Below are 17,015 nucleotides of genomic sequence, written 5' to 3'. Positions count from 1 at the left end.
TTGAAGAAAAATCCTATTTTGTCAGGTATTTGAGTGGAAAAGTGTCGATAAGCAAGACGTCGGGCTCCTGTAAACAGATGCGCGAACCCCATTGACGGATGCCCCCTTGCGCCGCCAGCCTACATCCAGAAAAGCCGGAAAGGGTACTGCAAGTTCCTGAAACCGTCTTCATCTGGGCGATGTTCATTGGCAACTTGATTGCTGTGTGCTTTGTTCAGTCAGCCCCTTTTGGGCGGCTTTTGACCCGGCATCGGGGGAAGCCTGACCCGAGAGGATCTATCCGCGCCGTAGGGCGCAATGAGTTCGACATGGGAGAAGAACATATGAAACTTACCACCAAATTGATGGGCGCCGTTGCAGGCGTTGCAATGCTAACCGGCGCGCAAGCTGCGATGGCTGCCGAAGACGGTATCACCGTGGGCTATTTTCTGGAATGGCCAATGCCGTTCCAATTCGCCAAAGTGAACGGCACCTATGATGAGGCGCTGGGGATGCCAGTTACTTGGGTGTCCTTTGACACCGGCACCGCGATGTCGGCTGCGATGGCATCGGGTGATGTGGACCTGTCCGTGTCGCAAGGCGTGCCGCCGTTTGTGGTTGCGGCCTCTGCCGGACAAGACTTGCAGATCTTGGATGTGGCTGTGTCCTACTCTGACAATGACAACTGCGTCGTGGCGTCCGGTCTGGAGATCGACAAAACCTCTGCGGGCGAATTGGCTGGCAAGAAAGTTGCTGTTCCATTGGGCACCGCGGCGCATTTTGGCTTCTTGAGCCAGATGGGCCACTTTGGCGTAGAATTGTCGTCCTTGTCGGTTGTTGACATGGCCCCTGCTGAGGGTGCTGCGGCACTGGCGCAGGGTGATGTGGATATGGCCTGTGGCTGGGGTGGTGCGCTGCGCCGCATGAAAGAATCTGGCAACGTGCTGCTGACGGGTGCAGAGAAAGAAGCGCTGGGCATCTTGGTGTTTGACGTGACTTCCGGGCCTGCTGGTTTCGTGGCAGAAAATGGCGACGTGGTTGCCAAGTTCTTGAAGGTCACAGCAGACGCTAACGCGATGTGGGCAGATGAGGCTAACCAAGCCAAAATGTTGCCGGTAATCGCCAAGGATTCCGGCATGGATGACGACGCAACCAAGTCCACTTTGGACGGCTTTATCTTCCCAAGTGTGGAAGATCAGCTGGGCGAAAAATGGCTGGGCGGCGGCGCACAAACATTCATGAAGGGCGTGGCAGACATCTTTGTTGGTGCCAAATCCATCGACGCTGCATTGGATAGCTATAGCGCGACTGTGAATATTGGTCCGCTGGAAGCTGCTTCCAAAATGTAGAGCAAAATGAGGGTGGCGCACGGTGAATCATGCGCCACCTTTTCTACTTTTCAACCATCCATTTACATGAAGTGGGGCAGTTATGACGGGCCTGACGATTGAGAATATTTCCATGCGGTTTGACCTGCCCAATGGCAGCTCTATTCAAGCATTGGAAAACGTGTCGCTAGATTTGAAACCGGGCGAATTGATGAGCGTGCTTGGCCCATCAGGCTGCGGTAAAACGACGTTGCTGAACATTGTTGCAGGCTTCTTGGCCCCGACTGAGGGGCGCATCGCGATGAACGGACACACAGTGCACGGGCCTGATGCGGAACGCGGCATGGTGTTCCAGCAAGGTGCATTGTTTGAGTGGATGTCGGTGCGTGAAAACGTAGCCTTTGGCCCCCGAATGAAAGGGGAACGCGAGGCGCAATATGGCGCCAATGTGGATCACCTTTTGGATGTGGTTGGGCTGCATGATTTCAAAGAAAAAGCGATCTATGAGCTGTCGGGCGGGATGCAACAACGTGTGGCTTTGGCTCGCTGTTTAGCAAATGATCCAGACGTTATTTTGATGGATGAGCCGTTGGGCGCACTGGATGCGCTGACCCGCGAAAAGATGCAAAGCCTTGTGCTGAAGCTGTGGAAAGAGACCGGCAAGACGATCATTTTGATCACCCACTCGGTTGAGGAGGCATTGCTGCTGGGCGAGCGGTTGTTGGTCATGGCACCGCGCCCCGGTCGTATCCATAAAGAGTACCGCCTGCCGTTTGCAGACCTAGGCGTAGAGCAGGATTTGCGCGAGGTGAAGAAGCACCCTGATTACAACAAAACCCGTGAAGAAATTTTGGCCATGATCTGGGATATGGAAGAAGAGATTATGGGCCGCACGGAGGAAAGCGCATGATTATTTTAGCAATCTATGTAGCGATCTTTGTTGGGGCTTATTTCGCGGTGAAGTTTGTCTCTAAACAAGGCAGCCGTGGTGATTATACGTCGCTGAAAACGGTGACATTTGGCGATGAGAGCGCTGTTAAGCCAAGCCGTGCCGCGTCGATTATCTCGGTCGTGTCGATCTTTTTGATCTGGGGGGCTTTTACCGGCTCTAGCATGATCCCATCGTTTCTACATGCGCCGGGCGCCTATACTGGGATGGGTGAATTCACTTATACGCTAGAGGCTGACGGGCAGCGTGATGATGCGACCGTGACAGTTAATGTGCATGAAAAAGAGGGTGCAGATGGTGTGCCTGCGGTTGAGCCCGGCGATGGCTTTGCTAAAAATGATGCAATGTCGATTGTGAAATACCGATCCAAGCTGCTGCGCGTTGATAAAAACGACGATCTGGGGCGTGATGACGGTGCGAAAATCGTGGCTGTGAACGGGCAAGAAATTGCGCCGGGCGGCGAGGTGTTTACCGATTTTGCGCGCGTTGCGATGACCCCAAAAGGCACGCTGAATATCGTGCCTAATACGGGCTGGCAGATGGAGCCGATTTGGCTGCCACCACCCGAGGATGTGCTAAGCCGCGTTGGGGAGGTTGCCACTGATGGGTTCCGCAATTTCACCTTGTGGCAGCATCTTGGCTTCTCTTTGTTTCGAGTTGTTGTTGGGTTCATATTTGGCGCATTGGTGGGCATCCCACTAGGCTATGCAATGGGGCTAAGTAATTGGTTTCGCGGCTGGTTTGATCCAATCGTGGAGTTCATGCGCCCAGTGCCGCCTTTGGCTTTGATCCCACTGGTAATCTTGTGGGCAGGCATCGGGGAGACAGGCAAAATCATCCTGCTATTCCTTGCAGCATTATGGATTATGGCGATTGCCGCACGATCTGGCGTATCGGGGGTGAACATCACCAAAGTGCACGCAGCGTATTCACTTGGGGCGTCAAAATGGCAAATTATGCGCCATGTGATTATCCCCAATTCCTTGCCGGAAATATTCACCGGAGCACGTGTTGCGATGGGTGTTTGTTGGGGCACTGTTGTGGCAGCTGAATTGGTTGCCGCCGAGAAAGGGGCAGGCATGATGATCATGGTTGCCGCCAAGTTCCAAAACACTGACATCGTGCTGATGGGGATCATTTTGATCGGCATTATTGGCTTTAGCATCGACTTGTTGATGCGCTGGGCCGAACGGATTTTGGTGCCTTGGAAGGGTCGCAGCTAAACTACCAATTGTAGTCGTAAATTGACCGCCGCCTGTCTTGTTTTGATGGGCGGCGGTTTTCGTTTGCGGAGATTATGAGCTCATGTTTTTGAGTATTTTCGATATCTTTAAGGTGGGCATAGGCCCATCCTCGTCCCACACGATGGGGCCAATGACGGCGGCTGGGCGGTTCTTGGATGATCTGCGTAGTGGTCGTGAAAAGGAGCCGGGTGCGGGCGAGTTGGCGGGCGTTTCGGCGTCGCTGCATGGCTCGTTGGCATTTACGGGCAAGGGGCATGCAACAGACCGCGCGGTGATGCTGGGGTTCATGGGGTTTTTGCCTGCAAGTTTAGATCCAGATGTGGTGGATGGGCTGATTGAAGCGCTGGAGCGCGACAAGGTTTTGCGCCCTGAGGGCTTGCCTGAATTGGCGTTTAATCCGTCCAAGGATTTGGTTTTTGACTATGATTTGATTTTGCCGGGCCACACGAATGGGATGATTTTGAAGGCGTGGGACCGGGCGGGGCATTTGTATATGCAGGAGACGTATTATTCCATCGGTGGCGGTTTTGTGATGAGCGAGGCGGAGCTGGCTGGTGATGAGCCGGATTTGCATGTGCAAAAGGTGGAGGCGGGGTTTCCGTATCCGTTTGGCTCGGCAAAAGAGATGCTGGCGATGGGCGCGAAGGCGGGCAAGAGTATTGCGCAGATGAAGGAAGCCAACGAGTTGGTGGGGCAGTCGCGCGCTGAATTGGACCGTGATTTGGACGTTATTCGTGATGCGATGTTTGAGTGCGTGGACCGTGGGTTGCGCATTGATGGGGTGCTGCCGGGTGGGTTGAAGGTGAAGCGACGCGCCAAGGGAATTCATGACCAATTGGTCGCGGAGCAGGGGATGAACCGGTCTCAGCCGCATGTGATTAACGATTGGATGAGCGTTTACGCCATGGCGGTGAATGAGGAAAACGCGGCTGGGGGCAAGGTTGTGACCTCGCCCACGAATGGGGCCGCGGGCGTGTTGCCGGCGGTGCTGCGCTATTATTGCGACCAATGTGTTGGGGCGCATGAGGCGGGGCAGCGAGATTTTTTGCTGACGGCGGCGGCGATTGGTGGGCTGATTAAGCATAATGCCTCGATTTCGGGGGCGGAAGTTGGGTGTCAGGGCGAGGTTGGATCGGCCTCGGCGATGGCTGCGGCGGGATTATGTGCGGCGCTGGGTGGTACGAATGCGCAGATTGAGAACGCGGCGGAGATTGCGTTGGAGCATCATTTGGGCATGACGTGCGATCCTGTGGCGGGGCTGGTTCAGGTGCCGTGTATTGAGCGCAATGGATTGGGTGCAATCAAGGCCGTGTCGGCGGCGTCGCTGGCGCTGCGCGGGGATGGCACGCATTTTATGCCGCTGGACAATTGCATCGAGACGATGCGCCAGACCGGCGTGGATATGAGTACGAAATACAAGGAAACCTCGCTTGGGGGGCTTGCAGTTAACATCCCAGAGTGTTGATGTCAGGCCAAATGGTTTTGAGGAATATGCTATGAAAAAGATCGTGTTAACGGGTGCTGCGGGCAATCTGGGTAAGCTGTTACGCGCGCCGTTGGCGGCGATGTGCGATGAGCTGGTATCCACAGACATTGTTGAAAACATTGGCGAATTAGGCGGTAATGAGCGGTTTGTGCAGGCTGATTTGGCCGATATGGCGCAAATTGGCCCACTGCTGGAAGGCGCGGATATGGTGGTGCATTTTGGCGCGATTGTGGACGAGCTGCCGTTTGAGCAAATGTGGGGCCCGAACTTTGTGGGGTCTTATAATATCTGGCAGGCGGGCAAGGAGCATGGGGTGCGGCGCATCGTGTATGCGTCTTCGATTCATGCGATGGGAATGTACCCTAAAACTGTTTCGATTACGCCTGATATGCCACATCGACCGGACACATATTATGGCTTGGCCAAGTGCTTCACTGAGGATTTGGGCCGGATGTATTGGGAAAAAGAGGGGCTGGAATCGGTGCATATCCGCATCCTGTCGGCGACCTCGCGCCCTGGTAATGCGCGCGCGCTTGGGTCTTGGTTGAGCCCGGATGATTTGGTGCAAGTTGTGACACGCGCGATTGATACGCCTGTGGTCGGGTTTACCGTAATTTACGGGGTGTCGGATAATGATCGATCACCGGTGGATAATTCAAAATCATCGCATTTGGGATATCGCCCGAAAGATAATGGTGAGGACTTTGCGGCTGAAATTTTGGCTGAGACGGGTCCGGCGGATTTGAATGATTTGGGTCTGACATGCCATGGGGGACCGTTTGCATCTGCGACTTTGGGGGTGAGCCCGATGGCATTGATGGGGATACCTGAGCCTGATGATGCGTGAACTGAACGATTGTTCAAATGGTGCGCTGCGCGCGCTGTTTTAAGTGATGGGGGCTCTGCCCGCAGAGGTTAATTAGGGGGCTCTGCCCCCGGGCCCCCGGGATATTTTTGGAACAATGATGGGGTTAATAGACGTGGATTTCTGTGGCCCAGTTGGCGCAGGAGGTTTGGAGTTTTTTGGGCAGGGGGGCGTCGGTGTAGAAGTGGTCGATGTCTTTGAGCGATGCGATTTTGACCGGGGCTGTGCGTTGGAGTTTTGAGCTGTCCGATACAAGGTAGCTTTTGCGCGCACGAGACAGGATGGTTTGGCTGACTTCGACCTCTTGAATGTCGAAATCCAAAATATCACCGTCATCATCCATGGCAGAGCAGCCGATTACGGCGATATCAAACTTGAATTGGGCGATGAGTTTTGTGGTCATGGCGCCAATTAAGCCGCCATCCGAGCGGCGCAGGGTGCCGCCTGCAACCATGACTTTGATATTTGGATTTTCGGATAAGATATTGGCAATGTTGAGATTATTTGTAACGGCCATCAGGTTTTGATGGCTGAGGAGGGCGCGTGCGACGGCCTCTGTTGTGGTGCCAATATTGAGGAAGATGCAGGCGCCTTCTGGGATGTCGGCGGCGCAGGCTTTGGCTATGCGCGCTTTGGGGGTGTGGTTGAGGTTTCGGCGGTCCTCGTAGCCAATAACGGAGGCGCTTTTGGGAAGGATTGCGCCGCCATGCACCCGCTTTAGGTGGCCGTTATCTGACAGGTCTGACAGGTCTTTGCGGATGGTTTGCACGGAGGTGTGAAAGCGGCGCGCGAGCTTATCAACGCTGACGCGGCCTTTGCGGCGGGCGATGTCGAGGATTTCTGATTGCCGGAAGTTTTCTGCCATAACGCACCTGATTTGACGATAAAGCGAAAGTAAACCTTGACGAAACGAAAGTAAACCTATGTGGTTTGAGGGTGAAGATCTGAGGAGTCGCGGTGATGATGCGTGAAGGCGTGGTTGATTTATTTGTTATTGGTGGCGGCATAAATGGCTGCGGTATTGCGCGTGATGCGGCGGGGCGCGGGTTGTCTGTGAGCTTGGCGGAGATGGGCGATTTGGGGGGGGCTACGTCGAGTGCCTCGACCAAGTTGTTTCACGGCGGTTTGCGCTATTTGGAATATTTTGAGGTTGGATTGGTGCGCAAGGCGCTGATCGAGCGTGAGACGTTGTTGCGTGCTATGCCCCATATCAGTTGGCCGATGCGTTTTGTGCTGCCTTATCATAGGGATATGCGCTTTGAGGGGGCGACGCCGACGTCAAAGCTGTTGAGCTTTGTGATGCCTTGGATGCGCGGGCGCAGGCCTGCTTGGCTGATCCGCTTTGGCCTGTTTTTATATGACAACCTTGGTGGGCGGGAGATTTTGCCGGGCACGCGGACGGTGGATTTGAGCGTGGATGAGGTGGGCGAGGGGATCGATGATCGGTTCAAGTTTGCCTATGAGTATTCGGATTGTTGGATTGAGGACGCGCGGTTGGTGGTGCTGAATGCGCGTGATGCGCAGGCGCGCGGGGCGCAGATTATGGTGCGCACAACGGTTGTGTCGGCGACGCGTGAGGCGGGGCTTTGGGTGGTGTCGTTGCGGGATGGGCGCACTGGCGATGAGTGGCAGCAAAAGGCCAAAGTGTTGGTTAATGCAGGCGGGCCTTGGGTCGAGGATGTGATTAAGAATGTCGCGGGGATTGCATCGCGTGAGGGTGTGCGCTTGGTGCGTGGCAGCCATATTGTGACCAAGCGATTGTTTGAGCATGACAAGGCGTATTTCTTTCAAGGTGAAGATGGGCGGATCATTTTTGCCATTCCCTATGAGACGGATTTTACGCTGATTGGGACGACGGATGCGGAGCACGGGGATGCGTTTGAGGCGCCTGTTTGCACAGATATCGAGCGCGATTATTTGATTGAGTTTGCGAACGGGTATTTCAAGCGTGATATCTCGGTGGAGGATGTGGTGTGGAGCTATTCGGGTGTGCGGCCGCTATATGATGACGGGGCAAAATCGGCGGCGGCGGCGACGCGCGATTATGTGCTGAGTTTGAATGATGAGGGCGCGCCGTTGCTGAACATTTTTGGCGGCAAGATCACGACATATCGCAAGTTGGCGGAAGGGGCGATGGCGAAGCTTGCGCCGTTTGTGGATGAGGATAAGGGCGATTGGACTGCGGGTGTTGCGATGCCAGGCGGCGATTTTGCGGTCGATGGGGTTGAGGCGTTGATTGACGGCTTGATTATGGATTACCCGTTTTTGAGCGATGTTTGGGCGAAGCGATTGGTGCGGGCTTATGGGACTGATGCGCGAGTTATGTTGGGGGATGCAGGGGCGAAATCCGAGATGGGGCAGAGCTTTGGCGCGACAATGAGCGCGCGCGAGGTGACTTGGTTGATGACGCATGAGTTTGCGCAAAGCGCGGAAGATGTGGTGTGGCGGCGGTCTAAGTTGGGCTTGCGAATGAGCGAGGCTGAGATCAAGCTGTTGGACGATTGGATGCAGGCAAAACGCGCGGCGTAAGAGAGGTATTGGGGGGGGAATTGCATGACACATATTTTGGCGATTGATCAGGGGACGACATCAAGTCGGGCGATTATCTTTGATGGGGGCATGAAGATTGTGGCCTCGGCGCAAGAAGAATTTACGCAACATTTCCCGCAATCTGGCTGGGTGGAGCATGACCCTGCGGATTTATGGTCCAGCACTGTTGCGACGTGTCGTGCGGCGCTTGAGCGCGCGGGGCTGAGTGCCAGCGATGTGGCGGCGATCGGGATTACTAATCAACGTGAGACCACGATAGTGTGGGATAAAGTGACGGGCGATCCGGTTTATAATGCGATTGTTTGGCAAGATCGGCGCACCAGCGACTATTGCCGCGAGATGCGTGATGCGGGGCATGAGGCGATGTTCACCGAGCGCACAGGGCTGTTGTTGGACCCGTATTTTTCGGGGACGAAATTGCGCTGGATTTTGGAGAATGTAGAGGGTGCGCGGGCGCGCGCTGAGGCGGGTGAGCTGCTTTTTGGCACCGTGGATTGCTTTTTGATTTGGAAGATGACGGGCGGCGCAAGCCATGTGACGGACGCGACGAATGCGGCGCGCACTTTGCTATACGATATTCGCAAGGGGCGGTGGAGCATGGCGATTTGCGAGCTGTTGGGCATCCCGGTGGGGATGCTACCAGAGGTGAAGGATTGCGCGGCTGATTTTGGTGTTTGCGACGCTGATTTTCTGGGGGCTGAGGTGCCTATTTTGGGTGTTGCAGGGGACCAGCAGGCGGCGACGGTGGGGCAAGCATGTTTTCAGCCGGGGATGATGAAATCAACCTATGGAACGGGGTGTTTTGCGTTGCTGAACACGGGTGGCACACCTGTGGCGTCCAAGAACCGGATGCTAACAACGATTGCCTATCAGTTTGATGGGAAACCAACTTATGCGCTGGAAGGCTCGATCTTTATCGCTGGCGCAGTGGTGCAATGGCTGCGCGATGGGATCAAGATTATTGGTGATGCGGGCGAGACGCATGCTTTGGCCGAGGGGGCTGATCCGGGGCAAAATGTGATTATGGTGCCGGCATTCACGGGGCTTGGGGCGCCCTATTGGGATGCGGATTGTCGAGGCGCGATATTTGGGCTGACGCGTGCAACGGGAGCGCCGGAATTGGCGCGTGCGGCGCTGGAAAGTGTGGGCTATCAGACGCGTGATTTGCTGGAGGCGATGAAGGCAGATTGGGGCGGGGATAGTGAAAATGTGCTGCGTGTCGATGGCGGAATGACGGCCAGCGATTGGGCGATGCAGTTTTTATCGGACATTATCGATGCGCAAGTTGACCGCCCCGAGGTGTTGGAGACAACCGCGTTGGGGGCGGCATGGTTGGCGGGATCGCGCGCCGGAATTTACCCAGATATGGACGGGTTTGCCGCGAGTTGGGCGCTTGAGCGCCGCTTTGAGCCGGATATGAATGAGGCGGAGCGAGGTGAAAAATACAGCGCGTGGAAAAAGGCGGTTGCGGCGACGATGTCAGTGTGAGCTGATGGCGCGCAGGAGGCGTTACGCTCATGTCTGATCAAGCAAAATTTGTTGAAGGAAACCTGTTGCGACATATCACCGTGATGAGTTTGGCGGCCTCGGTTGGGCTAATGGCGATCTTCTTTGTTGATTTTGTCGATATGATTTTCATCTCGATGTTGGGCAAGGCAGAGCTGGCCGCGGCGATTGGGTATTCGGGCGCAATTTTGTTTTTCACCAGCTCTGCGGGCATTGGCATGTCGATCGCGGGCGGCGCTTTGGTGGCGCGGGCTTTGGGGGCGGGTGACACGGAAAAAGCACGGCGATTAACCAGTAGTTCCTTGGTGTGGGGCTTTGGCGTTGGGGTGAGTTTTGCGGCGATTGTGTGGTTCAATTTAGATGTTCTGGTGGGGTTGATTGGGGCCACCGGAGAGACCGCGGTTTTAGCAGAACACTACCTAGCGATCATTGTGCCAAGCCTGCCGTTTTTGATGTTGGGCATGATGAGCAGCGCAGTTTTGCGTGCCTATGGCGACGCACGGCGATCAATGATGGCAACAATTTGGGGCGGTGTGGTGAATGCCGTTTTGGACCCTATTTTTATCTTTGCGTTTAGCCTGGATCTGACGGGGGCGGCGATGGCCTCGGTTGCGGCGCGCCTGACGATTGCGGTTATGGCGATGCGACCTTTGATTGTGCATTACGGCGGGATCGAGCGGCCAACGCCTAGGGCATTATTTCGCGACACGGTCCCTATACTTGCTATCGCGGTCCCGGCGATCCTGACGCAATTGGCAACACCATTGGGGCAGGCTTATGTGACCCGAGCGATGGCTGAGTTTGGCGAAGTTGCGGTGGCGGGCATGGCGGTTGTGTCACGTTTGACGCCGATGGCATTCGCAGCGATCTTTGCGTTGTCGGGCGCTGTTGGGCCGATATTTGCGCAAAATTTGGGGGCTGGAAAGTCTGAGCGTGTTGTTGGCACGCTTAGGGATGCGGTCATATTCGTTGCAATCTATGTGGTGCTTGCGGCATTGGCATTATTCGTCATGCGCGACCTGATAGTTGGTTTATTTCAAGCGGATGGCACCATTGCGCAGGATTTGATTTACCTGTTCTGCGGCCCGCTGGCTTTGATGTATTTCTTCAACGGGGTGATGTTTGTGGCCAATGCCGGGTTCAATAATTTGGGGCATCCGTATTATTCGACCGCGCTGAATTGGGGCCGTCATACGCTGGGTACGATCCCGTTTGTGATGTTGGGCGCGTGGATGTATGGCGCGCCCGGAGTGCTGATTGGGCAAGCCGTCGGTGGGGTGATTTTCGCCGCGATTGCATGGCGTTTGGCGGTGCGGGTGGTTGCTGCGAATGAGCCGGTCAAGATGGAGCCGTTCCAGCGCGAGCGCCGCTTGCTAGGTATTTTCCACGCGCGCAGATAGGCGCGCGAGGTGATGATCTACAAGGGCCGTTTGCGCGGGTTCTAGGGTTTGCGCCCTTGGGTATTGCGGGGTTGAGCGGTCGTTTAAGACCGGCGCGTCCCAGCCTTGGGTGGTGTCAAAGAAATGCGCCGCGCCGTCTTCGCCAAACACCTCTAGGAAGCCTTGGACCACGACATCAATATAGCTGAGCAGGATCGGGTGTGGCTGAGTGGGGTCGGGGCTTGGATGGGTTTGATAGATTTCAATATCCGGGGCATCAGCACTGTGGGATATGGAGGCGGGATCAAGGGGGCTGCGAAAGTAGCCAGTCTCGCGAATATCTAGCGCATCCCAGTCGGCATCGGGGACTTTGGCGATGAGGCCTTTGATCTGGGCACCGGGCGCGGAGGTGACGCTGAGAAAGGCCAAGTCACGCGCGGATGTGTGGCGCCAAACCCGTTGCCAGCCATTAAGCGTGGCGGGATGGGTGGAGGTGTAGCTGTGGGTCTTGGCGTTCACCAAAGAGCCGTAGCCGAAGAAAAAAGGATCACTCATGGGGGGAGTGGTACGCTTTTTCCCCGCTGGTGCAAGTTGTGTTCTGCGCTGATTGCCGTAGCTTAGGCTTCTTTACCCTAACTGGAGACATAATATGTCAATCGCACGCGTCACAGAAATCATCGCCTCTTCTTCCAAAAGCTTCGACGATGCCATCGAGAATGGTATCAAGCGCGCTTCCAAGACGTTGAAAAACGTTGAAGGTGCATGGGTTCAAGACCAAAAATGCACTGTTAAAGACGGCAAGATTTCCGAATATCGCGTGGCTTTGAAAGTCACGTTCATCGTTAAAGACTAATCCGGGGTTTTGATCCCGAGGCGGTGCTTTAACAGCCGCCAGCCAAGCTTTGGAATACGCCGCAACAGCGCCCCGCGCAGGTCGGCGTATTCTGCCTCTCCGGCGAGGAGTTCCAGATATTTCATCTGTAGAGAATCGCCGCGCTCGAACGCTTTCTTGAAATAACCCTCGGTCGCCTTTGGGAACATAATCATGCGCCACATGCGGGCCTGATCTATCGAGCGCTGTATCGGCTTTACGGCTTTCATGTAGTGCTTTAGCGCGGTGTTTGGTTGATTATCAGATAGCGCTTTTGCAACGGCATTTGCGGCATGCGCGCCACTTTCCATAGCCAATGCGATACCTTCGCCGGTGATCGGGTCTACCAGCCCGGCGGCATCGCCAGCTAGGATAATGTGACCCCGGCCGGGGCGCTTTTTGTAACCCCCGAATGGCAGGTATTGGCCTTTATACCTCAGGTCTTCATCACTGTTTGTTTGGCGGACATAGGCGGCCATATTGGCTTTCATGTCAGGGTTTTTAATATTGATCCCACCGACGCCGATTGTGATGGTTTTGCGCTTAGGAAAGGACCAGCCATAGCCCCAATGCGCGCCGTCAAAGTCAATTTCTACGGCATCGTCACGACTGGCGGGGCGTGGTGTTTCGATCTCTAGGCCGAAGCCGATTTTATCAGGGTCAAAGGGGCGCCCAAAGAGGGTGCGCGCGATGAAGGAATTGACCCCATCCGCGCCGATGAGGGCCTTAAAGGTTAATGTTGTGCCGTCACGCAGGATCAGGGAGTTATCGCTTAGATTAGTGATCGGCTGGCCAAGGTAGGGGGTTGCACCAGCGCTGAGCGCTTCGGCGTGGAGCATCGCGTCGAAATCACGGCGCATGGTCAGATGCACGGGGGGGGCGTTGGGGATGTCGGCCAGCACCCGGCCTTTGGCGGAAAACCGCATGTGATTGGAGGTCACGAACAGGTCACCATCGACCTCGCGGCCGAAAATGGCGCGCATGGCTTTTTGGCTTCGGCCCGTGAACAGCCCGCCACAGAGTTTGTCGCGGGGGAAGGTGGCCTTGTCGATCACAGCCACGGATAGCCCTGCCTTGGCGGCCGTGATGGTGGCGGCAGAACCTGCGGGGCCGGAGCCAACAACAATGAGATCGTATTTCAACATGGGGGGCTTTTAGAGGATTGAGGGGGAGGTGCCAACCGCTGCGCGAGTGGCCTTTTATGTATAATCGCGCTAGGGCTGACGCAAATTGGATGAGGCTTTGAGAATGATACCAGAGAATGTGATGACGCGCAGCAATGGCGCGTGTGAGTTGTGCGGGGCTGTGGCAACGGACGGCGTGGCTGTTACGCCGCGTACGGATGTGGTGGCGCTGTGTGATACCTGCGCGTCGGGTGCGGGGGATGAGGGGCATTGGCGCTGCTTACAGGGCGCGGTTTGGTCCGAGGTGCCTGCGGTGCAAGTGTTGGCGGTGCGCCAGTTGCGCAAGATGGATGCGGCTTGGGCGGCAGAGACTTTGGATATGGTTTATCTGGAAGATGATTTGGCGGCTTGGGCAGCGGATGTGCCGTTGGAGCATCGCGATTCGAACGGCACGTTACTGGCGGCAGGCGACAATGTGGTGTTGATCAAGGATTTGCCAGTTAAAGGCGGTGGCTTCACGGCCAAGCGCGGCACGGCGGTGCGCGGCATTTCCTTGGTGGCGGACAATGCGGGCCACATCGAGGGGCGGGTCGAGGGGCAGCGGATCGTGATCCTGACCGAGTTCGTTAAGAAAAAGTAGCGCCTAAGACGCGTATAAATGAGAAAGGGCGCGCAAGGTTTCCCCTGCGCGCCCTTCCCAAATTCTTAGATCGTTCGGCTTATGCCAGAGCGATGTTTACGGCGCTTTCGCGGCCGTCACGGCCAGCTTCTACGTCGAAAGTTACGGCTTGGTTGTCGTCCAAGGAGGACAGGCCGGAGCGCTCAAGTGCAGAGATGTGCACGAACACGTCCTTGGATCCGCCTTCAGGAGCGATAAAGCCGAAGCCTTTAGTTGAGTTAAACCATTTCACGGTGCCATTAGCCATCGTGTTATTCCTTAATTTAGTGCTGCCCACTTTATTGCGGCAGCTCGGCTCGATTGGTCTGTAACGAATAGACTGGCGGCCGTATTAGGGAAGACAGTGGGTCGAAAGAGGCAAACGTTGCAGGGCGCATTTGGCAGACTTTGCCCTGCAAGTAAAGCTTTTTCGTCTATAACATCGCCGCTATTTGATCTTTGAGGGACATGCGCTGTCTGCGCAGGGCGGCCTCATGGGCGTCATCGGTTGGCTCTACGTTGGTTTCGGCGCGGTGCACGGCGCGGTTTACCTCGTGATATTCGTCGAACAACTTGCGGAAATGGGCGTCCGATTCTTTGAGGGTATGCATTTGGTCGATTTTGTCGGGGAATTCTTCGGCGAGTTCGTGAGGCGTATGTGACATGAGGGTCTCCCTTGGTTGTGTTTAAGAGGAGTATGAGCCTTGCCCCCGCGGTGACATTGATGTGGGTCAAAGGGGGTGAAAAACGTGAGGGTGGGCAGGCGGCCGCTTATTAAGGCTTTGGGAGTATTGAGTGAGGCATGTCGAAATATATCAGACCAAAGATTACTGGCGGGCGCGTGTTTTTTACAGTGTGTTTGGCAGAGAGGGGGAGTGACTTGTTGCTCCGCGAAGTTGAAAGTTTGCGGGAGGCTGTGAGACTTACACGAAAAGGGCGGCCGTTTGAAATTAATGCGTTCGTTGTATTGCCTGACCACTTGCACGCAGTGTGGACATTACCCGCAGGGGATAGAGATTTCTCGACACGGTGGGGCGTGATTAAGGCAAGGTTTGGGCTATCTGTCCCTGCGGGAACGCGACGGGCAAGTCATGTAGCGCGCCGTGAACGAGGTATTTGGCAACGCCGCTTTTGGGAGCATCACATCCGCGATGATGCGAGCTATCGCGCATGTGTTGAGTATTGTTGGTATAATCTGGTGAAGCATGGATTTGTGAAAAGCCCATTGGAATGGCAGTTTTCATCAGTTCACCGTGATCAACGATCGGGGGTATGTTCGTAGGGTGCGCATTTATGCGCACCAAGCTGTGATATGTAATGGTGGCAGGTGTGCATGAATACACACCCTACCGTGTGAACTTTTTGTATTTCACCCGTTTTGGTTCCACTGAATCCGGTCCAAGGCGGCGGATTTTGTCTTCCTCGTAGGCCTCGAAATTGCCCTCGAACCATTCGACATGCGCCTCGCCCTCGAAGGCTAGGATATGTGTGCAGAGCCGATCGAGGAAGAAGCGGTCGTGGGAGATGACGACAGCACATCCAGCAAAGTCTTCGATCGCATCTTCAAGCGCCCTTAACGTATCTACGTCAAGGTCATTGGTAGGTTCATCGAGCAGCAATACGTTGCCGCCAGATTTTAGGAGTTTTGCCATGTGCACACGATTGCGTTCACCGCCCGATAGTTTGCCCACTTTTTTCTGCTGGTCGCCGCCCTTGAAGTTGAAGGCGGAGCAATAGGCACGCGAGTTCATTTGCGCATCACCGAGTTGGATAATCTCGCTGCCGCCGGAGATTTCTTCCCACACGGTTGTGTCGGATTCCAAGGCGTCGCGCGACTGATCCACGTAGCTAAGCTGTACGGTGTCGCCATAGGTGACGGAGCCAGAATCGGGCTGCTCTTGGCCCGTGAGCATACGGAACAGCGTGGATTTACCCGCGCCGTTGGGACCAATGACGCCGACAATGCCACCAGCAGGTAGGCTAAAGCTGAGGTCCTCGACGAGAAGTTTGTCGCCATAGGCCTTGGTGAGATTTTCGACCTCGATCACCTTGGCCCCTAGACGTGGACCATTGGGGATGATGATCTGGGCGCGGCCTAGCTTTTCACGCTCGGACTGGTTGGCCATCTCGTTATAGGCGTTGATCCGGGCCTTGGACTTGGCTTGGCGCGCTTTTGCGCCAGCGCGAATCCATTCGAGCTCTTTTTGAAGGGTCTTTTGTTGGGATTTATCATCCTTGGATTCACGCTCTAGACGTTTGGCTTTTTGCTCTAGCCATGCGGAATAATTGCCCTCGTAGGGGATGCCGCGACCACGATCGAGTTCCAGAATCCAGCTGGTGATATCATCAAGGAAGTAGCGGTCATGGGTGACGATTAGGATGGTGCCTTTGTAATCCATCAGGTGCTTTTGCAGCCAAGCGATGGTTTCGGCGTCAAGGTGGTTGGTCGGCTCATCGAGGAGCAACATGTCTGGCTCTTCAAGGAGTAATTTACACAGGGCAACCCGGCGTTTTTCACCGCCTGAAAGGCTGGCAACTTCGGCGTCATCAGGTGGGCAGCGCAAAGCTTCCATCGCAACGTCGATCTGCGCGTCAAGATCCCACAGGTTTTGTGCGTCGATCTCGTCTTGTAGCTTACCCATCTCGTCGGCGGTCTCGTCGGAGTAATTCATCGCGAGCTCATTGTAGCGATCAAGAATGTCCTTTTTCGGCTTTACACCGAGCATCACATTGCCGCGTACGTCTAGGGTTTCATCTAGGTTCGGCTCTTGCGGCAAATAGCCGACATGAGCGCCCTCGGCGGCCCATGCCTCGCCAGTGAAATCCTTGTCCAGACCGGCCATGATGCGCATGAGGGATGATTTGCCCGAACCGTTGGTCCCGACTACGCCGATTTTGACGCCAGGCAAGAAGTTAAGGCGGATATTTTCAAACACCTTTTTGCCGCCGGGATATTGCTTGGAGACGCCGTCCATGAAGTAGACGAATTTATTAGCTGCCATGGGGGATGCTCCGAAAAGAGGTGAAATGTTGGCGCAAGTTTAGCGGGTTGGGCGAGGCGGGGCAATTGCGATAT

17 protein-coding genes are annotated in these 17,015 nt (G+C 55.3%); 11 read left to right on the top strand and 6 right to left on the bottom strand.

From position 1 onward, the window contains the following. The first annotated feature begins 323 nt into the window (after positions 1–323). The 5 genes from AC3Y7R_RS09050 to AC3Y7R_RS09030 all read left to right on the top strand — a co-directional run bounded on the left by AC3Y7R_RS09050 (position 324) and on the right by AC3Y7R_RS09030 (position 5,833). Positions 324–1,328, top strand: a complete 1,005-nt coding sequence (locus AC3Y7R_RS09050) for a taurine ABC transporter substrate-binding protein (protein WP_490041712.1) — start codon at positions 324–326, stop codon at positions 1,326–1,328. Positions 1,329–1,410: 82 nt separating this feature from the next. After that, positions 1,411–2,217 carry an ATP-binding cassette domain-containing protein gene (locus tag AC3Y7R_RS09045; protein WP_490041711.1) on the top strand — a complete coding sequence of 269 codons (807 nt, stop codon included), beginning with the start codon at positions 1,411–1,413 and terminating at the stop codon, positions 2,215–2,217. After that, positions 2,214–3,479 carry an ABC transporter permease gene (locus AC3Y7R_RS09040; RefSeq protein WP_490041710.1) on the top strand — a complete coding sequence of 422 codons (1,266 nt, stop codon included), beginning with the start codon at positions 2,214–2,216 and terminating at the stop codon, positions 3,477–3,479. Before AC3Y7R_RS09045 ends, AC3Y7R_RS09040 begins: the two co-directional genes overlap by 4 nt. Positions 3,480–3,561: 82 nt before the next feature. After that, positions 3,562–4,965: an L-serine ammonia-lyase gene (locus tag AC3Y7R_RS09035; RefSeq protein WP_490041709.1), complete on the top strand. Its 1,404-nt coding sequence runs from the start codon at positions 3,562–3,564 to the stop codon at positions 4,963–4,965. A 31-nt stretch (positions 4,966–4,996) separates the two neighbouring features. After that, entirely contained in the window at positions 4,997–5,833 is an 837-nt protein-coding gene (locus AC3Y7R_RS09030; RefSeq protein ID WP_490041708.1) for an NAD-dependent epimerase/dehydratase family protein, read from the top strand. A gap of 124 nt (positions 5,834–5,957) precedes the next feature. On the opposite strand, the gene AC3Y7R_RS09025 is transcribed toward AC3Y7R_RS09030, so the two are convergent. Further along, positions 5,958–6,716 (bottom strand): DeoR/GlpR family DNA-binding transcription regulator, encoded by a 759-nt coding sequence (locus tag AC3Y7R_RS09025; protein WP_490041707.1) that lies wholly within the window; start codon positions 6,714–6,716, stop codon positions 5,958–5,960. A 95-nt stretch (positions 6,717–6,811) separates the two neighbouring features. Here AC3Y7R_RS09025 and glpD point away from each other — a divergent pair, with 95 nt between their 5' ends. The 3 genes from glpD to AC3Y7R_RS09010 are packed head-to-tail and all read left to right on the top strand — an operon-like array spanning position 6,812 to position 11,307. Continuing rightward, positions 6,812–8,380 carry a glycerol-3-phosphate dehydrogenase gene (glpD, locus tag AC3Y7R_RS09020; RefSeq protein ID WP_490041706.1) on the top strand — a complete coding sequence of 523 codons (1,569 nt, stop codon included), beginning with the start codon at positions 6,812–6,814 and terminating at the stop codon, positions 8,378–8,380. A gap of 24 nt (positions 8,381–8,404) precedes the next feature. Next, positions 8,405–9,889 (top strand): glycerol kinase GlpK, encoded by a 1,485-nt coding sequence (gene glpK, locus AC3Y7R_RS09015; protein ID WP_490041705.1) that lies wholly within the window; start codon positions 8,405–8,407, stop codon positions 9,887–9,889. A gap of 29 nt (positions 9,890–9,918) precedes the next feature. Further along, positions 9,919–11,307 carry an MATE family efflux transporter gene (locus AC3Y7R_RS09010; protein WP_490041704.1) on the top strand — a complete coding sequence of 463 codons (1,389 nt, stop codon included), beginning with the start codon at positions 9,919–9,921 and terminating at the stop codon, positions 11,305–11,307. Here the strand turns inward: AC3Y7R_RS09010 and AC3Y7R_RS09005 are convergent. After that, the gene (locus AC3Y7R_RS09005; protein WP_490041703.1) at positions 11,281–11,841 is read right to left on the bottom strand and encodes a gamma-glutamylcyclotransferase family protein; all 561 of its coding nucleotides are present in this window, start codon (positions 11,839–11,841) and stop codon (positions 11,281–11,283) included. The genes AC3Y7R_RS09010 and AC3Y7R_RS09005 overlap by 27 nt on opposite strands. Before the next feature lie 94 nt (positions 11,842–11,935). On the opposite strand from AC3Y7R_RS09005, the gene AC3Y7R_RS09000 reads away from it, so the two are divergent. Continuing rightward, positions 11,936–12,139: a dodecin family protein gene (locus AC3Y7R_RS09000; protein WP_490041702.1), complete on the top strand. Its 204-nt coding sequence runs from the start codon at positions 11,936–11,938 to the stop codon at positions 12,137–12,139. On the opposite strand, the gene AC3Y7R_RS08995 is transcribed toward AC3Y7R_RS09000, so the two are convergent. After that, on the bottom strand, positions 12,136–13,302 hold the full coding sequence (locus tag AC3Y7R_RS08995) for a geranylgeranyl reductase family protein (RefSeq protein WP_490041701.1): 1,167 nt from the start codon (positions 13,300–13,302) through the stop codon (positions 12,136–12,138). The genes AC3Y7R_RS09000 and AC3Y7R_RS08995 overlap by 4 nt on opposite strands. A 103-nt stretch (positions 13,303–13,405) precedes the next feature. Between AC3Y7R_RS08995 and AC3Y7R_RS08990 the strand changes: the two genes are divergently transcribed. Beyond that, positions 13,406–13,921: a PhnA domain-containing protein gene (locus tag AC3Y7R_RS08990; protein ID WP_490041700.1), complete on the top strand. Its 516-nt coding sequence runs from the start codon at positions 13,406–13,408 to the stop codon at positions 13,919–13,921. Between the two features lie 79 nt (positions 13,922–14,000). Here AC3Y7R_RS08990 and AC3Y7R_RS08985 read toward each other — a convergent pair whose 3' ends face one another. Then, on the bottom strand, positions 14,001–14,207 hold the full coding sequence (locus AC3Y7R_RS08985) for a cold-shock protein (protein WP_490041699.1): 207 nt from the start codon (positions 14,205–14,207) through the stop codon (positions 14,001–14,003). 166 nt (positions 14,208–14,373) lie between these two features. Continuing rightward, positions 14,374–14,604: an HP1242/YdcH family protein gene (locus tag AC3Y7R_RS08980; protein WP_490041698.1), complete on the bottom strand. Its 231-nt coding sequence runs from the start codon at positions 14,602–14,604 to the stop codon at positions 14,374–14,376. 137 nt (positions 14,605–14,741) lie between these two features. On the opposite strand from AC3Y7R_RS08980, the gene AC3Y7R_RS08975 reads away from it, so the two are divergent. After that, positions 14,742–15,221 (top strand): REP-associated tyrosine transposase, encoded by a 480-nt coding sequence (locus AC3Y7R_RS08975; protein WP_490041697.1) that lies wholly within the window; start codon positions 14,742–14,744, stop codon positions 15,219–15,221. Between the two features lie 64 nt (positions 15,222–15,285). Here AC3Y7R_RS08975 and ettA read toward each other — a convergent pair whose 3' ends face one another. Next, positions 15,286–16,941 (bottom strand): energy-dependent translational throttle protein EttA, encoded by a 1,656-nt coding sequence (gene ettA, locus AC3Y7R_RS08970; RefSeq protein ID WP_490041696.1) that lies wholly within the window; start codon positions 16,939–16,941, stop codon positions 15,286–15,288. Positions 16,942–17,015: the final 74 nt, after the last annotated feature.

The organism is Litoreibacter sp. (assembly GCF_058136045.1).
Note: the sequence above shows the minus strand (reverse complement) of the source record. Positions and strands in the feature narration are given on the sequence as shown.